Source organism: Gilliamella sp. B3892, assembly GCF_026536305.1.
In the GTDB taxonomy this organism is placed as follows: Bacteria; Pseudomonadota; Gammaproteobacteria; order Enterobacterales; family Orbaceae; genus Gilliamella.
This window is the reverse complement of the sequence record NZ_JAFNOK010000001.1, coordinates 96,064-117,506: the sequence shown is the minus strand read 5'-3', so window position 1 is coordinate 117,506 and position 21,443 is coordinate 96,064. Positions and strand designations below refer to the sequence as shown.

Annotated in this window: 13 protein-coding genes; 5 read left to right on the top strand and 8 right to left on the bottom strand. The window is 37.2% G+C overall.

The window, feature by feature from the left end; translation table 11 throughout:
- Nucleotides 1-698: 698 nt before the first annotated feature.
- From mukB to mukF, 3 genes are read right to left on the bottom strand one after another with little or no spacing between them, the layout of a single operon-like run.
- Nucleotides 699-5,117, bottom strand: a complete 4,419-nt coding sequence (gene mukB / locus J3U74_RS00480; RefSeq protein WP_267329909.1) for a chromosome partition protein MukB — start codon at nucleotides 5,115-5,117, stop codon at nucleotides 699-701.
- Nucleotides 5,118-5,119: 2 nt separating this feature from the next.
- A complete protein-coding gene (gene mukE / locus J3U74_RS00475; RefSeq protein WP_366518671.1) occupies nucleotides 5,120-5,848 on the bottom strand; it encodes a chromosome partition protein MukE in 729 nt (242 codons plus the stop codon).
- Nucleotides 5,849-5,891: 43 nt separating this feature from the next.
- Nucleotides 5,892-7,214, bottom strand: coding sequence for a chromosome partition protein MukF (gene mukF, locus J3U74_RS00470; protein WP_220218069.1), 1,323 nt, complete (start codon nucleotides 7,212-7,214; stop codon nucleotides 5,892-5,894).
- 394 nt (nucleotides 7,215-7,608) lie between these two features.
- Between mukF and J3U74_RS00465 the strand changes: the two genes are divergently transcribed.
- Nucleotides 7,609-8,331 carry a DUF4198 domain-containing protein gene (locus J3U74_RS00465; RefSeq protein ID WP_220218070.1) on the top strand — a complete coding sequence of 241 codons (723 nt, stop codon included), beginning with the start codon at nucleotides 7,609-7,611 and terminating at the stop codon, nucleotides 8,329-8,331.
- A gap of 67 nt (nucleotides 8,332-8,398) precedes the next feature.
- Here the strand turns inward: J3U74_RS00465 and J3U74_RS00460 are convergent, their stop codons facing one another.
- Genes J3U74_RS00460 through rbsK form a run of 3 tightly spaced genes read right to left on the bottom strand, consistent with a single transcriptional unit; the run spans nucleotide 8,399 to nucleotide 11,955 of the window.
- Nucleotides 8,399-9,787: an MFS transporter gene (locus J3U74_RS00460; protein WP_267329908.1), complete on the bottom strand. Its 1,389-nt coding sequence runs from the start codon at nucleotides 9,785-9,787 to the stop codon at nucleotides 8,399-8,401.
- On the bottom strand, nucleotides 9,784-10,740 hold the full coding sequence (locus J3U74_RS00455) for a nucleoside hydrolase (protein WP_267329907.1): 957 nt from the start codon (nucleotides 10,738-10,740) through the stop codon (nucleotides 9,784-9,786). The genes J3U74_RS00460 and J3U74_RS00455 overlap by 4 nt, the downstream gene beginning before the upstream one ends.
- 21 nt (nucleotides 10,741-10,761) lie before the next feature.
- The gene (rbsK, locus tag J3U74_RS00450; RefSeq protein ID WP_267329906.1) at nucleotides 10,762-11,955 is read right to left on the bottom strand and encodes a ribokinase; all 1,194 of its coding nucleotides are present in this window, start codon (nucleotides 11,953-11,955) and stop codon (nucleotides 10,762-10,764) included.
- 364 nt (nucleotides 11,956-12,319) lie between these two features.
- Between rbsK and J3U74_RS00445 the strand changes: the two genes are divergently transcribed.
- Together J3U74_RS00445 and pntB are read left to right on the top strand one after the other, a co-directional pair.
- Nucleotides 12,320-13,852, top strand: coding sequence for a Re/Si-specific NAD(P)(+) transhydrogenase subunit alpha (locus tag J3U74_RS00445; RefSeq protein ID WP_220218074.1), 1,533 nt, complete (start codon nucleotides 12,320-12,322; stop codon nucleotides 13,850-13,852).
- Between the two features lie 15 nt (nucleotides 13,853-13,867).
- Entirely contained in the window at nucleotides 13,868-15,256 is a 1,389-nt protein-coding gene (gene pntB, locus J3U74_RS00440) for a Re/Si-specific NAD(P)(+) transhydrogenase subunit beta (protein ID WP_220218075.1), read from the top strand.
- Between the two features lie 369 nt (nucleotides 15,257-15,625).
- Here the strand turns inward: pntB and fabR are convergent, their stop codons facing one another.
- Complete coding sequence (fabR, locus tag J3U74_RS00435; RefSeq protein WP_220218076.1) at nucleotides 15,626-16,270, bottom strand: HTH-type transcriptional repressor FabR; 645 nt, start codon at nucleotides 16,268-16,270, stop codon at nucleotides 15,626-15,628.
- A 28-nt stretch (nucleotides 16,271-16,298) separates the two neighbouring features.
- The gene (gene oxyR, locus J3U74_RS00430; RefSeq protein WP_220218077.1) at nucleotides 16,299-17,228 is read right to left on the bottom strand and encodes a DNA-binding transcriptional regulator OxyR; all 930 of its coding nucleotides are present in this window, start codon (nucleotides 17,226-17,228) and stop codon (nucleotides 16,299-16,301) included.
- 418 nt (nucleotides 17,229-17,646) lie between these two features.
- Here oxyR and pcnB point away from each other — a divergent pair, with 418 nt between their 5' ends.
- Together pcnB and lptD are read left to right on the top strand one after the other, a co-directional pair.
- A complete protein-coding gene (gene pcnB / locus J3U74_RS00425; RefSeq protein ID WP_324099775.1) occupies nucleotides 17,647-18,975 on the top strand; it encodes a polynucleotide adenylyltransferase PcnB in 1,329 nt (442 codons plus the stop codon).
- Nucleotides 18,976-19,050: 75 nt separating this feature from the next.
- The gene (lptD, locus tag J3U74_RS00420) at nucleotides 19,051-21,399 is read left to right on the top strand and encodes an LPS assembly protein LptD (protein ID WP_267329977.1); all 2,349 of its coding nucleotides are present in this window, start codon (nucleotides 19,051-19,053) and stop codon (nucleotides 21,397-21,399) included.
- The last annotated feature ends 44 nt before the right edge of the window (nucleotides 21,400-21,443 follow it).

Below are 21,443 nucleotides of genomic sequence, written 5' to 3'. Positions count from 1 at the left end.
TAAATTTCAGTTTAAAGTAACTTAGAGTTTACTTATAGTTGAAAAGCATTATAGAAATGCTTTTATAAAATAAGCGGACAATGGGTTCGGACATGCCAGTTTTATACTTAAACACCTATATTTTCTGAAACTTCTTGTTAAGGTTGGATTATTTTATATTGGAAAAAATGATTATTAATGGTTGATAATAACAGAAGTTAATTACCTAGTTTTTTACTTAAACACCTATATTTTCTGAAACTTCTTGTCAAGGTTGGATTATTTTATATTAAAAGAATGATTATTAATGGCTGATAATAACAGAAGTTAATTACCTAGTTTTTTACTTAAACACCTGTTTTTTCTGAAACTTATTGTCAAGGTTGGATTATTTTATATTGGGAAGAATGCATTATTATTGGTTGATAATAACAGAAGTAAATTACCTAGTTTTTATACTTAAACACCCATATTTTCTGAAAGTTTTTGTCAAGATCAGATTACTTGATATTGGGAAGAATGCATTATTAATGGCTGATAATAACAGAAGTTAATTACCTAGTTTTTTACTTAAACACCTATATTTTCTGAAAGTTCTTGTCAAAGATAGATAACATTTACAACGCTGTTTTTATGAATTATAAAACTAATAACTACATATTAATAATCCGCCGACAAATGTCGGCGAATTTATACCATAAACAATAAGTTTAATTAAATTAAGCAAAGCCTTTTAGACCAACTACATGCACATGTTCTTGGTTATTCATGACTTTACGTACCAGTTTATAGGTTGTGCCTTTTTCCGGGCTGATATTTTCCGGCGCTGCAATAATAAGTTGCATCTCTAATCTTTCACAAAGTTCAAAGAGCGTTGCAATTGATTTGGCATCAAGTCGGGCTGCTTCGTCTAAGAATAATAGACGGCATGGTGAGATATCTTTATTACGCAAGCGTTTAGATTCTTCTTCCCAACTTTGAATAACCATTAAGAGAATTGACATACCGGTACCGATTGCTTCACCAGTTGATAGTGCACCACTTTCTGCCCGTAACCATCCATCGGCACCACGATTCACTTCAACATCGAGCTCGAGATAGTTTCGGTAATCAAGCAGCTCTTCACCGATATTTTGCGCTGTACGTTGTCCCATATCAATATGCGGATTTAAACGCTGATAAAGTTTTGCTAACGCTTCAGAGAAGGTAATGCGATTGTTACTAAACAGATCTTGATGCTCATTTTGGTCATCGGCTAATGCCGCTAACAGTGTGGAGTGAGCTTCACGAATGGTGACATTTAATCGTACGCCATTAACCTGTCCAAATGCGACCGCTTGTAAACCTTGGTTAAGCATACGGATACGGTTTTGTTCACGCTGAATGGTTTTACGAATAATATTGGCCACACTTTTTGAGCTGATAGCTAATTGCTGTTCACGTGAAGTTAACTCTTCAGTTAAGCGTGATAATTCAATTTCCATTTGCTCAATAGCTTCAATTGGATCATCTGTTTTCACAATGTCTTGGCGAATTCGTTCACGCAGATGCTTGTAAACGGCAATATAAAATTGAATTTTACGTTCCGGTCGTTTTGGATCTTCAGATAATCTTAATACATCACGTAAGTGCTCATTGTCGTTGACAGCTAAGCGTAGTGAACCTAACGCTTTATCCGACATAGAACGCAGTTCATCAGCACTTAAATAAGCAAGCTCCCGACGGTGTAATCGGCGTTCAACACTGTTTTCTTTAACCAGACGCAAGACTAAGCACCACCCTGCTTTAGCTTCAACTACTTGTTCTCGTAGTTGTTTATAATCACGCAGTGTTTGTGTTAAGCGTTTTTGCAGTTGTGTCATTTCGCTTTCACACATGATCAATTGTTTTTCAAGCGAGGTACAATGTTGACGGTTGTTATTCAGTTTTTGATGAATTTCATCCCGACGAACTCTGGCACGCTCTTCGGTGATTGCATCAGCTTTAACACCAATTTGATCAATCTCTTTATGCAGTTCATTGAGCATATCACGTTTGGTTTCAAAAGCACTTTTTAATGAAGCGAGCGTTTGATTATATTGATTATACTTATCTTGATATTGCATCATTTGGCGGCGAGACTCAGTTCGCTGAGCTTCAACCACTTCTAATCGAGCACGCAATTTTTCATTCAAATCGCTGTTTTCATTTAACATTCCCGCTGAATCTTCGTAACTAAAATGCGCCCGGCGCTGCATCACTTCGGTTAATGCAAAGACTTGTTGGCGAAGAGTTTGTTGCTCAGCTTTAACAGTGTTGTATTGTTCACGTAAGGCATCATTTTGCTGCGGATCGCTTTGTAAAACAGCAACAATTGGCTCAAGCTCACTAATTGTATGTTGATGACGGCTAACGTATTGGGCGGCGTCTTGTGCTTCGGCTGCTTGTTCACGTAAATCATCGACCCTATCAGCTAAGTCATCATCAGCCAGTAAATGCATATGAGCAACTAACCGATTGACGGTTGCCAGTTGCTCTTTACAATTAGCCACTTGCTGTTGATTTTGTTTATCAATGGTTTCTTGTGATGATAATTGACGTTCAATATCATTACGTCTTGCCGCTAATTTTTGTGCTTGAGCTTCCGGATCAATATCAAAGGCGACTGATAGGTATTGTCCTATAAATTGACCTACGTTTTGCTCAATTCGTTGCAATTTTTGCAAATCAAATGAGATAGTCGCATAACGTTCATGCAGTTCGTCTCGTTCAGCGGATAGTTTTTCAAGGTGAACTTCTCGAGCCGCACGCCCAAATAATGGCACTTTTGGAAAACTTGAGAAACGCCATTGGCGATCACCCGTTTTGACCAATACGGCTTTGTTCATCTCTTCACTATCAAATACGCTATCATCGAACGATGACGGATCACCTTCAATAAAATAGATATCTTCAGGATAGTCTTCTTCACTTGCGGTTAAGTTTTCAAGTTGTGCTTTAACTTGTGATAAATCCGGCACCACAATAGCTTGTCGAGACGGACCATATAACGCTGAAAAGTAAGGTGCGTCATCAATGGTAACATCTTCATAAATTTCAGAAAGTAATACGCCATTAAATCGTTCTGCTAATGCCGATAAACGACCATCATCAACGCCACTTGGTTGATTTAGTTGCTCAATTTGGCTATCTAATTGCGTCCGTTTGAAATTGATTTGATCTCGCTCTGTCACTAACGCCCTTTCTTGTTCAAGCAGTTGTTGCATGTGTTGGGTGACAGCTTGGCTGTGTGTAAAACTTTGCCCGGTTTGTTCTTGCAAAGCAATTAGCGCATCTTGCGCTTTTAACCACATCGGTGCTTTTTGGCGATAGTCGGCAATCTTTGATTGGATTTGTTCAAGTTCTTGTCTAAATTCAATGCGTTTTTCACTCGATTCATTTGCCATTGCCGCATTTTCATCAAGTTGCATTTCAAGCTCTTGTTTCAACTCGTCAAGCTCATCATACTCAACCTGACGTCCAATACGTTTACAAAATTGGCTTAACAGTGACTCGGCTTCTTTTTGTTCAAAAAAGCGTTGTTCCAGTTCATCAAGTTGCAGTTGTAATTGTTCAGCTTGCTGAGCTTGGTAACATTGAGAAGGCCATTGTCTTAATGCTTCTTTAGCCGCACGCCATGCTTCACTACGTGCCACATCGCCGACCAGTTTAACAACTAATTGATAAGCACGGTCAAATTGATTAATCGCCGCATCAGAGACGCTTACTCGTTGTTCCAACTCTAAAACTTGCTCAGTAATCTGTTTTTGTTTCTCTTCAAAAATCGCAAAGTGATTTTCGATATTACTGATACCTAATTTAGGCAACTGACATAAAGACTGGGCGTTTTTCAATGCTTGTAAAGCTTGTTGATATTGAATGGCTCGAGTTTGCTGTACATCAAGCGCTTGCTGATAATCTGCTAACTGAGTTTTAATTTCATCAACTTCTTGTTCGGTATGTTCAGCCTGATCACGATAGGTTTGATATTGTTCATTTGCTTCAATGACAACTTCATTTTGCTCTTCAAGTTTAACATTCAAATCGTCTAAATCCGCTTGATAACGGTCGATCTTCTCTTGTTGGCGCAGCGCTGTTTGCGCTAAATTAAGGTGATCATTCGCCGCTTGTAAGTCGGTCTCTAAGTCGTTTTGTGCATCTTGATACTCTTTGAGTTCTTTTGCCATTTCAACTTGTCGGAACTGATTACTAATAAGCAAATCTTGTGTTTTAAACATATCACGACGCAAACCCAGTACCGATTCGATATGCACTCGACGTTCGTTAGCATGGCGCATATAATCGGCCGCAACATAATCGGTTGATTCAGTGATAAGATGTTTAAATAAGTCTCTGTCAGATTGTGTAACACGAATAGCTTCTAGCGTCATTCGGTTTTCACGTAGAGCGGCTTCCATATCCTGAAAAGCTTTACGAACACCACTGTTTTCCGGTAGTAAGTAATCACGTAAAGACCGGGTAATGGCACTAGAAATACCACCATAAAGCGATGCTTCAATCAATCGGTAATACTTGCTACGATCAGAAGATGAACGTAAACGCTTAGGCAGTACACCAAAGTCAAACATAACCGAATGATAATCAGTGATTGAGTTAAATTGTTTAAAGATAACGCCTTCCATTGATTCGACTTTATCTTTTAATTCCGGTAACGACAAAATTCTTGCCTGTTTGTCATTTAATCGCTCAGTGACCAGTTCAGTTGGGCTGATTCCTACCGGTAAACCTTGTATTAAAAAAGGTTTAATATCCACTTTTTTATCACGACCGGCAACTTGCTGTAAGCGGACGCCGCAAATAATTCGTTGGTTACGTGAATTAATCACATCCAGCATTGAATAACAAACACCCGGTTTTAATTTACCATGTAAACCTTTATCTCGTGAGCCGGATGTTGCACCAGCTTCGGTGGTGTTGCGAAAGTGTAATAACGTTAAATCCGGAATGAGCGCTGTGACAAAAGCTGCCATAGTGGTTGATTTACCTGCCCCATTCCCCCCCGATAGTGTGGTAACGAGCTGATCTAACTCAAATGTTCTGGCAAAAAAACCATTCCAGTTAATTAGGGTTAATGAGTGAAACTTACCGTGTCCAATCATAATTATTCAATCTCCTCATTAACATCGTCTTCTTGTTCTTCATTATTATCATCGAGCATAAGCGATGATTCGATTTTGATTGCTTCGCCATCTCGGATCAAGCGTAATTGCGCTTCTTGTGCATCATCACTACTGCGCACATCAGCACCAAAACGGAAAATCGATTCATTGATGCGAAAACGGCTACTGTCATTGCCCACAATAAAAAATATCATTCCTAATCGACGTAAACGATTAAGCGCCGTTTTAACTTTATCGAAAAGTTTTTGTCGATCTAAATCCGAACCGGTTGAACGTTGATTAACTAATTTAAGTAATTTACTTTCATCGGCTAACGAAACAAGCTCATCAAACAGTTCTTGTAAGGTAAAAATACCTTCATGCGCAAGCCGTTCAGGACTTAAATATAAATAGCAAAGTACTTTACCAACCAGCATATCGAGTTCAGATAAAACCGAACGTGGAATTAAGGTTGTTGAACGTGGGCGAAGATAGAAAAAACCTTCCGGCGCACGAATCAATTCAACATTATAGCGTTGATAAAATTGTTCAAGCTCGAGTTGAAAGTCCATTAAAAATGCATGATTATCAAGCTCATCTATGCCAATATGGCGCCCGGAACGTAATAAGCTATCAAGCTCTGGAAAAAGAGGATTAGCAATTGCTTGCGCCAATTTAACTGGCATATATTTATCGATAGCAGCTTGAGAGCTGGCCGCAATGCGCCCCATGACTTCATCAAGATGATGAGCAGTTTGTTCTATTTCTAAATCTTTAATATCTGTTGATGACATGTGCTTGTACCTTAGCTCCATAATCGTTAATAGGTTTCCATTCAGCAGGAATACCGAGCAAATCTTTTTCGGCAATACCTAGACGAATAGCCTGATCGATAAATAACCTCGCAATATCAAAATGTTGTTCGCGAGGAAACTGTGCTAAATAACTATGAATGGCAATACTCATATCGAGTGGTTTATTTTCTTGTTTAAAGATCAATAAGTTTTGTTCAATGTGAGCAATAATATGTTCTTGAATCTCTTCTATCATTTCAAATTCAAGTTCGGACGGCAATTCTCCGGTTACTTCAGCTTCGTGTAGTGCTAACTCTTCATCCCGCATATCAAGTAGCCGTTCAGCATTGGCAAAAGTGAGCGACCATGGTAAATCAAAATAGCTTTGTATCGATTTACGTAAACGCTGAGAAAAGACCCTATTTTTATCTAAATCGATTGCTGTACGGATAAATTTATGAACATGCCGATCGTAGCCTATCCAAAGGTCAATGGCTTTTTGCCCCCAACCAATAATTCGATCTAATTTACCTTGTAAATCAATAACCACATTGTTAATTTTATCCAGCTCCGGATTATCAAGCGTTGCATCTTGAATCAGTAACAAACTGGCTTGAAGTTTATCGCCGGCAGCAGCTAATGTATCTTGCAGTTCACGTAAGGTTTGTGATGTTTCAGTCAGTAGGCCTTCACAACTACTAATAGCCGCTTGCCAATCTTGACTTAGTAAGGCTGAGATATTTTGTTTTACATCAGCCTGCTGCTCATCCATTACCCGTTGGGTAATATCAATGCTATCAAAAATTTCCGCTACCGAATATTTTAAAGGTGCAAAAACATTGCGATGCCAATGAAGATCATCGCCACCCTCAAGCGCTGCATCGGCCGCTCGTTTTAACTCTTGAGCAACGATAGAGAGCTGTATTGATAAGCGTAATGTCGAAAATTCTCGCTGACGGATATAGTAATCTGAAATACCTATTCCTAAAGGCGTTAAACGATAGATAGAATAGCCGTCAGTCATCTCACTGGCAAAACGAGTAATCAAACGCTGGCGAACTAAGTCGTTAATCGCATTATTAGCACGCACCGAGATAGTATCTTCGCTTTGCTCGAATATTTGTGATACATGTCTGAAAGCATCTATTAGCTCAGATTCCGTCATTTCACCATCGAAACGTTCGCTATTTAATACGGCAATGGCTAATAAAAAAGCAAGACGTTCGACTGGTAAAGCGATCGAAAAATCATTCTTTTTTGCCCAAGAGACCAGTTCTGGCACTGATTGGGAAAAATCCATCATAAGGGTTCCTTATTTAAAGATATTAACGCAGCTGAAATATCTTAAAAACAATTTGATAAACACAATATATAGTGTTAAAAACAAAATATTTCCGATTATATAACAATTTGTAGTAGTTAAAAATAGCTAACTTTAACAATAGTTAGTCTATAATAGGGTGAATTTCATGAAAAAAGTTTTTAATCATTTAAAACTTTAGTTTTATTTTACAAGTTTAGTCATTTTTTCTGTAGGAAAGATTTTAAGTACCATAAAATTTAGCAAATGATACCTGATATAAACTTTAAATGATTTTCTCGTCTAAATAAATACCCGCTCAATAAATATACAAATTTCTTGACTTTTCTTTGGCATTCAAATAATAATGATTCTCATTTTCAAAAAGGAAGGTTATATGCGTAAATTAATATTCGTGGCATTATCAGGATGCCTAACTTTAATGGTTTCAAATTCCGTATTGGCGCATGGTATTTGGATTGCTAATCGTGTTGATCAAAAGCAGATTGTTTTAGGTGAAGGCCCTTTAGATAATGGTTATAACCCCCAAAATGTCCAAAAAGTTCGAGCTTACAATAGTAATTGGTCACCGCTGTCTATTTCACAAAAAGCCAATAAAAATTTTGTCACCATAACCCCGTCTGAAAAAACAGCCGTTGTGGCAGTTTGGTTTGATTATGGCTATTGGACTAAAAATTCGCAAGGAAAATATGTCAATCTTCCAATGAATAAAGTAAAAGGCGCAACTGCTGGCACACATGCAATCAAATACAGCGTTAATTATTTATCTTCAGTTGAACAGCCGAAAATGATTGAAGACATTCCGTTACAAATAGTTCCGGCTTTGGATCCGACCCAATTAAAACGGGGTGACAATTTACCGATAACTGTTTATAAAGATGGTAAACCGCTAACTAACACGCCTGTTATTGTCGATGTTATTAATAATTTAGATAAAACGGTCAATACCGATGATAAAGGTCAAGCAACAATCACCATTCCAAATCAAGGATTGAATGTCATTGGTGTGGAAATTGGTTTTCCACTTGAACCAAACAAGTTAGCCACTCAAGATAAGTTTTTCACAACCTTAACCTTTACCCTACAGCCGGAAGAGTAAAAAGCGTGTCTGTTTAGCATTAACCGCAAAAAAGCGGGATAAGTATTATCCCGCTTTTTGAGTTAAATTAAACCTCAGCATTCGTCGGTCTTGGAATCAGAAAACTACACAGTAATGCTAAAATAGTAATAATTAATCCTAACAACATACCATTGAAGTATCCATCCATTGAGTTTCCATTCATCATTTGAATTGCAGGCAATAACGCAAAACTCAAACCGGCACCTAAGTTAAATGCACCAGCATTCATACCCGGTAAGAATCCCGGGTTTTCTGCTGGAGATAAAACAACGCCTAATCCATTTAATATGATATTAGCCATTCCGGCATAGAAAATGCCTAGTACAATCACACCTACCGATAAAATAGGTAAAGAGTGAATACCATAAAACATAATTAGCAAAATACCGATAATACAACCGACTAAACCTAATTTAAGTACTTTGTTATAGCCCATTGTTGGTGCTAACCTTCCGGAAAATGGCCCGACAAACCAACCAATTAAAGCATAAGGGGTAAGAAAGATTAATGATGCCCAATCCGCTTCTAAGCCAAAACCTATCTCGTGATTTTGAGCAATTGACATGACTAAACCATTAACAATGGCAAAAACCCCTGTCATGGTTAATGTGGTGGTTAATAATAACGCCCAAGTGGCACGCTTTTTCAAGTGATTGGTGGTAACTAAAGGTTGTTTATTGCTTTTTTCCACCTGCCAAAACAGGAAAAAACAGAAGATAGCAAATAGTGTTAATCCACTAATAATCAACCAATTAGCATTACCGAGTTTACCCGCTTCATTAAGCGCAAGTAATAATGCTGCTATGGTTAAAACGATTAACAACACGCCTAACCAATCCATTTTGGTACCTTCAGATGGCTTAGATTCTGACGCAAAACGATGAACACATAAAGTTGAGATTGCGGCAACAACTGCAATAACCCAAAATACAGACCGAAAACCGAAATAAGTAGCAAGGAATCCGCCTGCAATAGCATCCACACCAGCAATACCGCCATTAACGGCTGTGATTATGCCCATTAACATACCGTATTGTTTTACATCTTTAACTTCATAACTTAGCATTATCAAACATAATGGCACAACTGGTCCCGATACCCCTTGAATGATACGTGCGGCATATAAAACTTCAATATTTGGCGCAATAGCGGCTAAAACCGTACCAATAGTCATGATAAGCAGCATGCCGGTTAGTACTTTTTTTCTTCCTTTTATATCACTTAATCGTGGCAAAAATAGCGAAAATAGCGCTGCTGCGGTAAAAAAAGAAGTTTGGGAGAGCCCTACCGCCGCATCATTTGTTCCTAATTCTTTGGCAATGGTAACTAATACGGGGCTTAACATACTTGCATTGAGTTGGAAAGCAACACATGCAGCCAGTAAAGCGAGCATTAGGGTAAATATATTTGATTTAGCTTTACTCTGTTCAATCATACATTTACCTCACCAATTCGTTTTAGGGAATCAACAATTAAATCCCAAAAACCGGTATGATCAAGTTCTGTTGCAACTTGTGTATGGCAACGCTCATCAGCAGGAAAACGAAAATCAGCAACTGTCATTCCCAACGTTAATGTCCCTGTCAATTCAATATCAACCGGTACTCGTTTAGTTTTGATTAATTCAGGATTAATGACATAAGCCACGGCACAAGGATCATGCACTGGAGGATAAGTAAAACCTTGAGCTTGTTTATACATTTTTCCGAAGAACTCTAACATCTCCAACACAAATTTAGCTGGTTTGGTTTTGATTGCAGCTATTTTCTCAATTACTTCAGGCGTGGCTAGTGCTTGATGAGTCAGATCTAATCCAACCATCGTCAATGGCCATTTTTCATTAAATACGATATGCGCTGCTTCAGGATCTATTTTGATATTAAATTCTGCTACGGCGCTCCAGTTACCGACATGGTACCCGCCTCCCATTAACACAACTTCTTTTACACGTTCAGCAATTTTAGGTTCTTTACGTACCGCCATTGCAATATTGGTTAAACCACCAGTTGGAACTAGCGTAACTGTTTTAGGCGGATGAGACATGATTGTGTCAATGATTAAATCAATAGCATGCCTGTTATCCAACTCAATGGTTGGTTCAGGTAATACCGGGCCATCAAGTCCAGAGTCGCCATGGATATCCGGTGCAATTTCAATATTTCTCACTAAAGGCCTTACTGCACCAGCCGCAAAAGGTACATTAGTGATATTTGCAATTCGTGCAACAGATAATGCATTACGTGTTACTTTATCTAATGTTTGATTACCAACAACTGTGGTTACCGCTAGCAATTCAATATTAGGATTGCCATGAGCTAACAATAGTGCGATAGCATCATCATGACCGGGATCGCAATCAAGAATAATTTTTTTTGGCTGATTTATCATAAATCGGTTCCTCTACTAAATTTATTTATTTGCCATTCGTTTGAGCACATTTTGATGAGATGGCATATTTGATGCACCTTCACGCTCAACAGCTAAAGATGCAAAAGCCGAAGCATATACTGCGGATTGATAAAGCGTCTCGCCTTTAGCCAATGAAGCACAAAAAGCCCCATTAAAAGCATCACCTGCACCGGTTGTGTCAACAGGAACAGCTAAGAAAGGCTTAATATGTTGATGTTGTTTACCATCAAATATGAGTGCGCCTTTACTCCCCAAAGTAATAATGACGGTTTGTATTCCAAATGAGTATATTTTTTCCGCTGCAAGCTTAGCTTTATCCAAATCATTAACTTCAATTCCAGACATTAAACTTGCTTCAGTTTCATTGGGCGTAATGATATCAATATAAGTTAATAGCTGTTGAATATCTTGAGAATAAGGGGCCGGGTTAAGCACAACTTTAACCCCGATAGCTTTAGCTAATTTCATCGCATTTAAAACAGCATCAATATTATTTTCAAGTTGCACTAATAGAATATCAGATTGTTTAAGATAACTTTCCAACATTACAATTTCTTTATCAGTAATTGTTAAATTTGCACCAGGATAGATAGCAATCATATTTTCGCCATTTTCTTCAGATACATAAATAACTGCACTGCCCGTTGGCTCTTTATCGGATTGATACAAAGTAAACGAATTAATTTTTGACGAGGATAGATGTTCATGGGCAAATTGACTAAATTGGTCAGTGCCAACTTTTGCAACAAAATGTACCTTAGCATCGGCGTAACTTGCGGCAAGCGCTTGATTTGCCCCTTTACCACCAGGACCAATCATACTTTTTTGCGCAAGGATTGACTCTCCCCCTTTTGGAAATCTTGCTACTTGAGCAACAATATCAATATTAAATGAGCCTAAAATACAAACGTTACCGTTCATTACTTCTCCTCGTATTTTACTTTTCTGTTTTTCATATCCCGTCAGTAACGAGGAAATACATTCTTTATCAGTAATATTACTCACTAATCTGTGCCTTTTAATAATGGCACCACCGTGACAACGAATAACGAACAATTGCTGAGCGAGCGTTGCAAGATCTTTTCTAATCGTCTCTTTAGATACTTTAAATATTTCTGAAAAATATTGGACACTACCTTTTTCATGTTTATCTAAATAAGCTAAGATAGCTTTTTGTCTTTCTTCTAAGAACATCAAGTAATCCTCTAAATGATTGATTCAAAGTATAGCTTGCTTGAATCATAAAAAGAGTGATGATAATCATATCTTATGAGATAAAACAGAAGCAAACGGAACCATGGCAGGTCACGATCGAGCGCTCTAAAAATAATAAAATTTAATAAAAAACCATTAATTTTATTACTGCCTAATCGATTATTAATCGTTATCAACAAAACAACGCTATTTTAAATTTAAATGATAAATGTGCAGCAAGTTATCATAAAAAATTATAATAAGATTTCGATAATAAAATATAAATTCCCTACTCGCACTGACGCTAATTTATGCTAAAATCGGAAAACATGAACAAACTCACTTAACATAAGGATGTAACGCAATGCATATCGGTATACCTAAAGAACGGTTAGCCAATGAAGCAAGAGTTGCAGCAACACCACAAACTGTTGGACAACTGTTAAAACTTGGATTTACAGTTTCAGTAGAACAAGGTGCTGGACATGCTGCCAATTTTGAAGACCAAGCTTTCATTGATGCAGGAGCCACAATCGAAAACACCCAAGATATTTGGAAAAATGATTTAATCTTAAAATTTCATGCACCTAATGATGATGAAATCGCTCTGATGAAAGAGGGTTCAACCCTTATCAGCTACATCTATCCTGCGCAACACAAAGATCTGTTAGAAAAATTAGCTAATAAAGATATTAACGTTATGGCAATGGATTGTGTTCCACGTATTTCCCGTGCGCAGTCTCTTGATGCTTTAAGTTCAATGTCTAATATTGCTGGCTATCGTTCTGTTATTGAAGCAGCTAACCAATTTGGTCGATTCTTTACCGGTCAAGTTACCGCTGCCGGTAAAGTACCACCAGCGAAAGTATTAGTCATTGGTGCCGGCGTAGCTGGACTTGCTGCTATTGGGGCAGCTGTGAGTTTAGGCGCTATTGTTAGAGCTTTTGATACTCGACCTGAAGTTGCCGAACAAATTAATAGTATGGGCGCTGACTTCCTCGAGCTCGATTTTGAAGAAGAAGCAGGCTCTGGGGACGGTTATGCTAAACAGATGTCAGCTGCTTTTATTGAAGCTGAAATGGCACTATTTGCTGAGCAAGCAAAAGATGTTGATATCATCATCACAACGGCTTTAATTCCGGGTAAACCTGCGCCAAAATTAATTTCTAAAGAAATGGTCGAATCAATGAAACCAGGCAGTGTTATCGTTGATTTAGCGGCTTTAACTGGCGGTAACTGTGAATTAACAAAACCAGGTGAAGTGTTTGAAACAGATAATAATGTGAAAATTGTTGGTTATACTGATTTAGCTAATCGCATGCCAGCACAAGCATCTCAATTATACGGTACTAACATTGTTAATCTTCTAAAACTGTTAACCAAAGAAAAAGACGGCAATATCGATATTAATTTTGATGATGTTGTTCTTCGTGGTGTGACGGTCGTGAAAGATAAAGAGATCACCTGGCCAGCGCCGCCAATTCAAGTATCTGCTCAACCGCAACAAAAAGCGGCTGCGCCTGTTGCTAAGCCTGAACCAAAACCAATGGATCCGCAAAAAAAATACGGCATTTTAGCCTTACTTATTTTTGCTTATTTTTGGCTGGCAGACTCAGTGCCTGAAAGCTTCTTAGGTCACTTTACTGTCTTTGCCCTGTCTTGCGTAGTTGGTTACTATGTTGTTTGGAATGTGACACACTCATTACATACACCACTTATGTCAGTAACAAATGCGATATCGGGTATTATTTTAGTCGGCGCTATATTGCAAGTCGGCGATGATAATGGCCTAACGACAGCGATTGCCTTCGTTGCTATTTTAATTGCTAGCATCAATATTTTTGGTGGTTTCTTTGTTACCCAAAGAATGCTGAAAATGTTCCAACGTGGCAAGTAAAGGAGGAGATCACTAATGTCAGGAATTATTCAAGCAGCTTATGTTATTGCTGCATTACTATTTATTTTCAGTTTACGCGGTCTTTCTAATCAAGAGTCAGCCAAATCGGGGAATATCTACGGTATGATTGGTATGGCAATTGCGCTTATTGCAGCAGTTGCAAGTATCAAAGGTGGATTACACTGGATCATTATTGCAATGATTATTGGTGCGGCAATTGGCTTATATCTTGCCAAAAAAGTTGAAATGACACAAATGCCGGAACTTGTGGCGTTACTGCACAGTTTTGTCGGTATGGCTGCGGTACTAGTCGGTTTCAATAGTTTCTTGGATCTCAATACCCATTTTATTCCAAAAAATGAATTAACCGTACATCTTGTTGAAATATTTGTTGGTGTCTTTATCGGTGCGGTAACTTTTTCCGGCTCGATTGTTGCCTTCGGTAAATTAAACGGTCGCATTAGTTCAAAGGCATTATCTATTCCAAATAAACACTACTGGAATTTAGCCGCTATTGTTGCTTCTGTTATTTTAATGTTTATTTTTATCAAACAAGAAAATGGCGCAGGTGCGAGTTTTTGCTTAATTGCAATGACGGTGATCGCCTTTGTGTTTGGTTTCCATTTGGTTGCATCTATCGGCGGTGCTGATATGCCGGTTGTTATATCAATGCTTAACTCATATTCTGGTTGGGCTGCTGCTGCTGCCGGCTTTATGTTAGAAAATGATCTGTTAATTGTGACCGGTGCTTTAGTTGGTTCTTCCGGTGCGATCCTTTCATACATTATGTGTAAAGCAATGAATCGTTCATTTATCAGTGTTATCGCTGGTGGATTTGGTAGCGACGGTACTTCAGCAAGCGCTTCTGATGAAGAGCAAGGTGAATATCGTGAAATGCAACCAGCTGAAGTTGCTCAAACATTAAAAGAAGCACGTTCAGTAATTATCGTACCGGGTTATGGTATGGCTGTTGCTCAAGCACAAGGTGCAGTAAGCAATATTACTGAAAAACTTCGTGGTATGGGTATAGAAGTCCGTTTTGGTATTCACCCGGTTGCAGGGCGTTTACCTGGGCATATGAATGTATTATTAGCCGAAGCTAAAGTACCTTACGATATTGTATTAGAAATGGATGAAATCAATGATGACTTCCCTGATACAGATGTTGTTTGGGTAATTGGTGCAAATGATACCGTTAACCCAGCGGCAGAAGAAGATCCAAATAGCCCTATCGCTGGTATGCCTGTTCTTGAAGTTTGGAAAGCAAAAACAGTTATTATTTCTAAACGTTCAATGAATACGGGCTATGCCGGAGTACAAAATCCACTATTCTTTAAAGAAAATAGCTATATGTTATTTGGTGATGCTAAAGATAGTGTTGAAAAAGTTCTACAAAATCTTTAATAACATTATATTGTTTATAGCAAAAATTACTGCGGTTTATCCGCAGTAATTTAATAAAAAGATAATTGTCTCAAGGCAAATTGTGCTCAGTTTAAAAATTCAAAATTAACTCTATTGCTTTGTAATATATCTCGTTTTTGCTTTTACTCGCATCAGCCTAATAAATAATGCCCTTTCCTTTCGATGCTTGCTTTAAATTCTCTATTGCTTCTGTTTTACCAACTTGTATAAAACCAAAGTGAATTACATCTGAAATAACAGGCTAAGATGATCACAACTTTCATAAAAATCGTTGTAAATAGTCTATCTTAATCAAGGTGATATAATGAGGTGATTGTAAATTAAGCTACCGATTTCAACTTATAATAATTATTCATTATCATTTTTGATTTTTTCTTTATGATAAAGATAAAACGCACCACGTGAAACCATACGAAGTTGGAATATCAGATCTTCAATCAGTTCTTGACGTTGTACAATGTCAAAATCAATTGCTTCCGCACCAGCATTAAATGCAATAGTTACCATTGCTTCGGCTTGAGCTTCATTATAATGATGTGGCATTTGATTAGCATTATCTAAATAATCAACAAGCTCGACAATAAAGTGCTGTATTTCACGTGCGATTGCCGATCTGAATGCGGAAGAAGTCCCGGCTTTTTCTCTAAGCAGTAATAAAAATACTTTAGGGTTTTTATCAATAAATTCAATAAATGTGGTTACTGAAGTTCGAAGAACACTTCCCCCTTTTTCAATACGCTTTCGAGCTTGTCGCAATAATTGACGAAGTGTTAAACCACTTTCGTCAACCATCGCTAAACCTAACTCATCCATATCACGAAAATGGCGATAAAAAGAAGTTGCGGCTATCCCCGCTTCTCGAGCAACTTCACGTAAACTTAAACTTGCAAAACCTTGCTCAGCATTGAGTTGGTTAAAGGCCGCATCAATCAACGATCGACGAGTCCTTTCTTTTTGCTGAGCTCGAACTCCACAGTTTTTTACATTTTTCATGCTGTTACTTTAACTTAAGTAGATTTAATTATTTGTTGGTTTGCTCTAATAATCGCTCTTTTTCGGCGAACACTTTTGGCATATGATCTCGAATTGTTTTGGCGATAGTTTCATAACGCGCACGTAATGGAGACCCAGGTCGATAGATAAGCGCTATACTACGGGTTGGCACAGGATCGGTACAAGGAATATAACAAATATTATCCCTAATACGTTCATTTGGTGCAGCAAGTTCAGGGAATAATGTAATACCTCTTCCTGCTGATATCATACTTCTTAAAGTTTCAAGACTGGTCGCTTTAAATTGCTTATCTTCATCAATGCCTACTTGGAAACAATATCCCATAGCATGTTCACGTAAACAGTGGCCGTCTTCTAACATTAAAAATTTCTGACCTTTTAGCGACGAAAGTTTAACTGTTTTTTGGTTAGCTAATTCACTGTTAGCCGGAACAGCTAAAAACATTGGCTCATCAAATAAAGGAAGTTCGATAAATTGTGATGTTTCTTTTACTTGAGCAACAATTGCACAATCGAGCTTACCGCTTTCTAATTGCGCAACAATATTGGCTGTTTGCGCTTCATGTAAATAGAGTTCTAATTGTGGAAAAGACTCATGTAATACAGTAATTACGTGAGGTAACAAATAAGGGGCGATTGTGGGTATTAATCCAATATGCATCGGACCAGACATCTCTTCACCTTGACGACTGGCCATCTCTTTTAATATTTGAATATTACGTAAAATTTCTTTAGCTTGTTCAACAAGCATCATTCCAGTTTGTGTAAATAATACCTTGCGACTAGTACGTTCTAATAGCATCACGCCTAGTTCATCTTCTAGCTTTCTAATTTGACCACTTAATGTTGGTTGACTTACATTACAAGCATCAGCTGCTTTACGAAAGTGCCGAAATTCAGCTAACGAAACAAAATATTCCAAATCTCGAATATTCATAATGTCCCCAATAAGTTATCGTTAATGGTATATACTTAAGTAACTTATATCTAAGATTAAAGTAATAAATAACATCAAATATTTTTAAACTAAGTGAGTTTTAAAAAAATTATCAAATAAGAATACTTAGAGTATATGTGTTGTTAATTTTTAATTAGCTAGTTAAATTACAGATAAAATATATGCAATATCGATTCTGTTACCTTAAAGCCAATATGGTCAATTGTACTATATAAATTGCTATTGTTGATAATTATGTTCAAAAAATCAAATAGAATATTTAAGTGATCTAACAAAAACTGACCATTGCAACCACCGCTTAAACGGCGGTTAACAAGAAAAATGGAAAGTTAAAAGTAATTGCGATATAATCCCGCGCTAGATTGCAATTAAGACAATTAAAATTCTGAGGTGAACTATTTTTAAACAAGTTTCTCGATTTTGTCGTAGAATTTTTCGCAATGAACAACAATCAGACTATGTTTCCATATCCCGTAAAGAACACAATATCTCTCGTAAAGACATAAGTGAAAACGCGCTAAAAGTTCTTTATCGATTAAATAAACAAGGATATGAAGCTTATCTAGTCGGAGGTTGTATTCGAGATCTTTTATTGGGTAAAACCCCCAAAGATTTTGATATTGCAACAAACGCTACGCCAGAACAAATTCAAAAAACATTTCGTAATTGCCGATTAGTTGGTCGACGTTTTCGTCTTGCCCACATTATGTTCGGAAAAGAAATTATTGAAGTAGCGACTTTTCGTGGTGATCATGGTGCTCAAAACGAGCAAACGAATGTATCTAAACGTTCGCAATCTGGAATGTTATTAAGAGATAATGTTTACGGAACAATTGAGCAAGATGCTATCCGTCGTGATTTTACGATGAATGCGCTTTATTATAGTATTAAAGACTTCACTATACGTGATTATTGTGGCGGTTTAAACGATTTAAAAAATGGCATAATCCGCTTAATTGGTGACCCTCAAACTCGCTACCGTGAAGATCCGGTGCGAATGCTCAGAACGATTCGTTTTGCCGCTAAACTCAACATGAAAATTGATAAAGCGACACTTGAACCAATCGAATCACTGGCACCATTACTCAAAAATATTCCTTCAGCACGACTTTTTGATGAATCGCTAAAATTATTACAGTCTGGAAACGGTTTCAAAACCTATGGCTTATTAAAAGCGCATCATCTGTTTGAGCAGCTATTTCCGGTGATTGAGCGATTCTCAACTCAAAATCAAAATAGTTATTTAGATAAAATCGTCGAACAGGTTTTAAAAAATACTGATTACCGTATAGCAAATAATCAAAGAGTGAATCCGGCCTTTTTATTTGCATCATTTTTCTGGTATCCAATTATCGAACAAGCGCAATTAACTTGCCTTGAAAGTGGCTTACAGTTTCATGACGCTTTTGCAATGGCAATCAATGATATTTTATCTGAACAGTGTCGTATCATTGCTATACCAAGACGTTTAACAACCATTATGGGTGATATTTGGCGTTTACAATTACGGATGAAAAGGCGAGAAGGTAAACGAGCTTTCACAATTTTAGAACACCCAAAATTCAGAGCAGCTTATGACTTACTGGAAATGCGAGCTTCCATTGAGAAAGGTGAACTGCTTGATCTGGCTAAATGGTGGGATGAATTTCAACATACATCGGTTGAAAAAAGAATAACAATGGTTAAACATTTAAACAAAACAAACAAGCGAAGAGTCAAACGTTAATTTTTCATTCGCACTTTTATAAATAACCGCTATAATATCGTAATTAAAATAATCATAAAGACATTTTAATCATTGATGAAAAAACTAGCGCCTTCACTTATTGCTATAGCGGTTACATTTTCTTTATATGCTTATAACCATCCCAGCTATGCAATAGGCTTACCTAAAAATGATACCACTAACCCTAAGTGTCTAATCAATATACCTCGATTTGAAGGGGCTTTAGCCAATGGCGACATCAATTCCCTACCCGTCAATGCCGAAGCCGATCGTTTTGAAGGAATTTATCCGGATATGGCAATTTATGAGGGTGATGTGTCTGTAATACAAGGCAATCGTACCGTCCTTGCTAATAAAGTTACCATTGATACTAAAGATAAAAATAATCGCATCGTCACCATACACGGCAATGTTACTTATCAAGATAATTTGATTAAAATGAAAGGTGAAGATGCATCAATGAATTTAAATAACAATGATGCCAATATCAAACCGAGTGAATATCATCTTGTCAATCGACTTGGACGTGGTAATGCCGATGAAGTAAAACTGGAGAAAAGCCGGTATATTATTTTAAAAAATGGCAGTTTCACCGCTTGCCCGGTAGATGATAGTAGTTGGAGTATACGAGGAACAACAGTTATTCACGATAATCAAGAAGAGCTTTTAGAAGTTTGGAATGCAATATTTAAAGTGGGTAACATTCCGGTATTATACTCCCCTTACCTACAATTACCGACAGGTGATAAAAGGCGTTCAGGTTTGTTGATGCCAAATTTTGGGTATGACAGTGTTGATGGCGTGGATTTTTCTTTGCCGGTATATTGGAACATTGCACCGAATTACGATGCGACGATTACCCCAAGATTACTACAACATCGAGGATTACAGCTACAAACTGAATTTCGCTACTTAAACGAATTAGGCTTAGGTACGTTAGCATTTGATTGGTTACAAAATGATAGTCGGTATCGTCATGATAGAAAAAAACATTTAAACGGTTACAATTATGACAATAACAGTAATCGATGGTTATTCTATTGGAAAAATGATGAGTTAATTAACTACAATTGGCGTTTTTACACAGATGTTACAAGGGTAAGTGATAATAAATATTTAACCGACTTAAACTCTCGTTATGCTTCGCAAACGGCTGGATATTTAACACAATTTTATAAAGTTGGTTACAATGATGAAAATTGGGATATCGCCTTAGGTTATCGACACTTCCAATCATTTTATACTGGCGCCATGCTGTATCAAACTGAGCCTCAGTTAGATATCAATTACTATAATTATGATTTTGGACCATTTAAATTTAAAACTTTTTCTCAAATTTCGCATTTTATCAGTTCAGAAAAAGGCCTTCCAAAAGCTTGGCGGGTACATTTGGAACCAACCTTAAATTATACTTATACAAATTCCTGGACAACCTTATCGACGGAAGCCGGTTTTATGGCTACGCACTATAATCAGGATAATATCAAAAAATTCCATGAATTAGATAAAACGGTAAACCGATTTTTACCTAAATTTAGTATTGACGGTAAAGTGGTTTTCGAACGTGATACCCACATCAATGGCTACACTCAGACATTAGAACCTAGGGTGAAATATATTTACATCCCTTACCGGGATCAATCGAATATAGAAATCTATGATTCTACATTGCTACAATCAGATTATATAGGGCTATTTAGAGATCTACCTTATAGTGGTTTAGATCGCATTGCTTCAACGAATAAAATAGCCGCAGGTATTACAACTCGCCTATACGATAGCAATAAAGTCGAAAAATTCAATTTGTCAATCGGGCAAATTAACTATTTCTCTAAATCAAAATCAACAGCGAATAACTCCGAATTAGATAAAAATTCAGATACAGGTAGCATTACTTGGGCTGCTGATAATTTTTGGCGTATATCTGATGACATTATCTTCCGAAGTGGTATCCAATACGATACTCGGATTAATACCGTTTCTTTAGCTAATACCGCATTAGAATATCGCCCGACAGGCAACAAATTATTACAATTGTCCTATCGCTATGCTAATCATAAATATATTAACACCGTTGATTATCGACCATTAGACAAACGCTATAAACAAGATATTTCACAAGCGGGAATTACTGTTGCTTGGCCTATTTCTGATACGCTTAGTGCAGTAGGTACCTATTATCACGACGTCAAATTAGGGCAAATGGCTGATAGTTCAGTTGGCTTGCATTACAGTGATTGTTGTTGGGGTGTGTCTGTGCAATATGGTAGAAAATTAACCGATTGGAATACTATTTCAAATGAAAGTAAATTTAAAAATAAACTTTCAATCAATTTTGAATTACGGGGCTTAGGATCGAATCGTGATGCCCAAGCAAAAATGCTCAATTTTGGTAAATTACCCTATAACACCATTTTTGAATAAAATATAATAATAATAACTTACTATTACATTTAATGTACATTTAA

What these genes read in the sequence shown, in the direction of transcription:
- J3U74_RS00465 (WP_220218070.1), top strand. Translation starts at nt 7,609, where the DNA reads ATGCGTAAATTAATATTCGTGGCATTATCAGGATGCCTAACTTTAATG.
- rbsK (WP_267329906.1), bottom strand. Translation starts at nt 11,955, where the DNA reads ATGTTCTTAGAAGAAAGACAAAAAGCTATCTTAGCTTATTTAGATAAA.
- oxyR (WP_220218077.1), bottom strand. Translation starts at nt 17,228, where the DNA reads ATGAATATTCGAGATTTGGAATATTTTGTTTCGTTAGCTGAATTTCGG.
- mukE (WP_366518671.1), bottom strand. Translation starts at nt 5,848, where the DNA reads ATGGGGCGCATTGCGGCCAGCTCTCAAGCTGCTATCGATAAATATATG.
- J3U74_RS00445 (WP_220218074.1), top strand. Translation starts at nt 12,320, where the DNA reads ATGCATATCGGTATACCTAAAGAACGGTTAGCCAATGAAGCAAGAGTT.
- mukF (WP_220218069.1), bottom strand. Translation starts at nt 7,214, where the DNA reads ATGATGGATTTTTCCCAATCAGTGCCAGAACTGGTCTCTTGGGCAAAA.
- lptD (WP_267329977.1), top strand. Translation starts at nt 19,051, where the DNA reads ATGAAAAAACTAGCGCCTTCACTTATTGCTATAGCGGTTACATTTTCT.
- mukB (WP_267329909.1), bottom strand. Translation starts at nt 5,117, where the DNA reads ATGATTGGACACGGTAAGTTTCACTCATTAACCCTAATTAACTGGAAT.
- J3U74_RS00455 (WP_267329907.1), bottom strand. Translation starts at nt 10,740, where the DNA reads ATGATAAATCAGCCAAAAAAAATTATTCTTGATTGCGATCCCGGTCAT.
- pntB (WP_220218075.1), top strand. Translation starts at nt 13,868, where the DNA reads ATGTCAGGAATTATTCAAGCAGCTTATGTTATTGCTGCATTACTATTT.
- fabR (WP_220218076.1), bottom strand. Translation starts at nt 16,270, where the DNA reads ATGAAAAATGTAAAAAACTGTGGAGTTCGAGCTCAGCAAAAAGAAAGG.
- J3U74_RS00460 (WP_267329908.1), bottom strand. Translation starts at nt 9,787, where the DNA reads ATGATTGAACAGAGTAAAGCTAAATCAAATATATTTACCCTAATGCTC.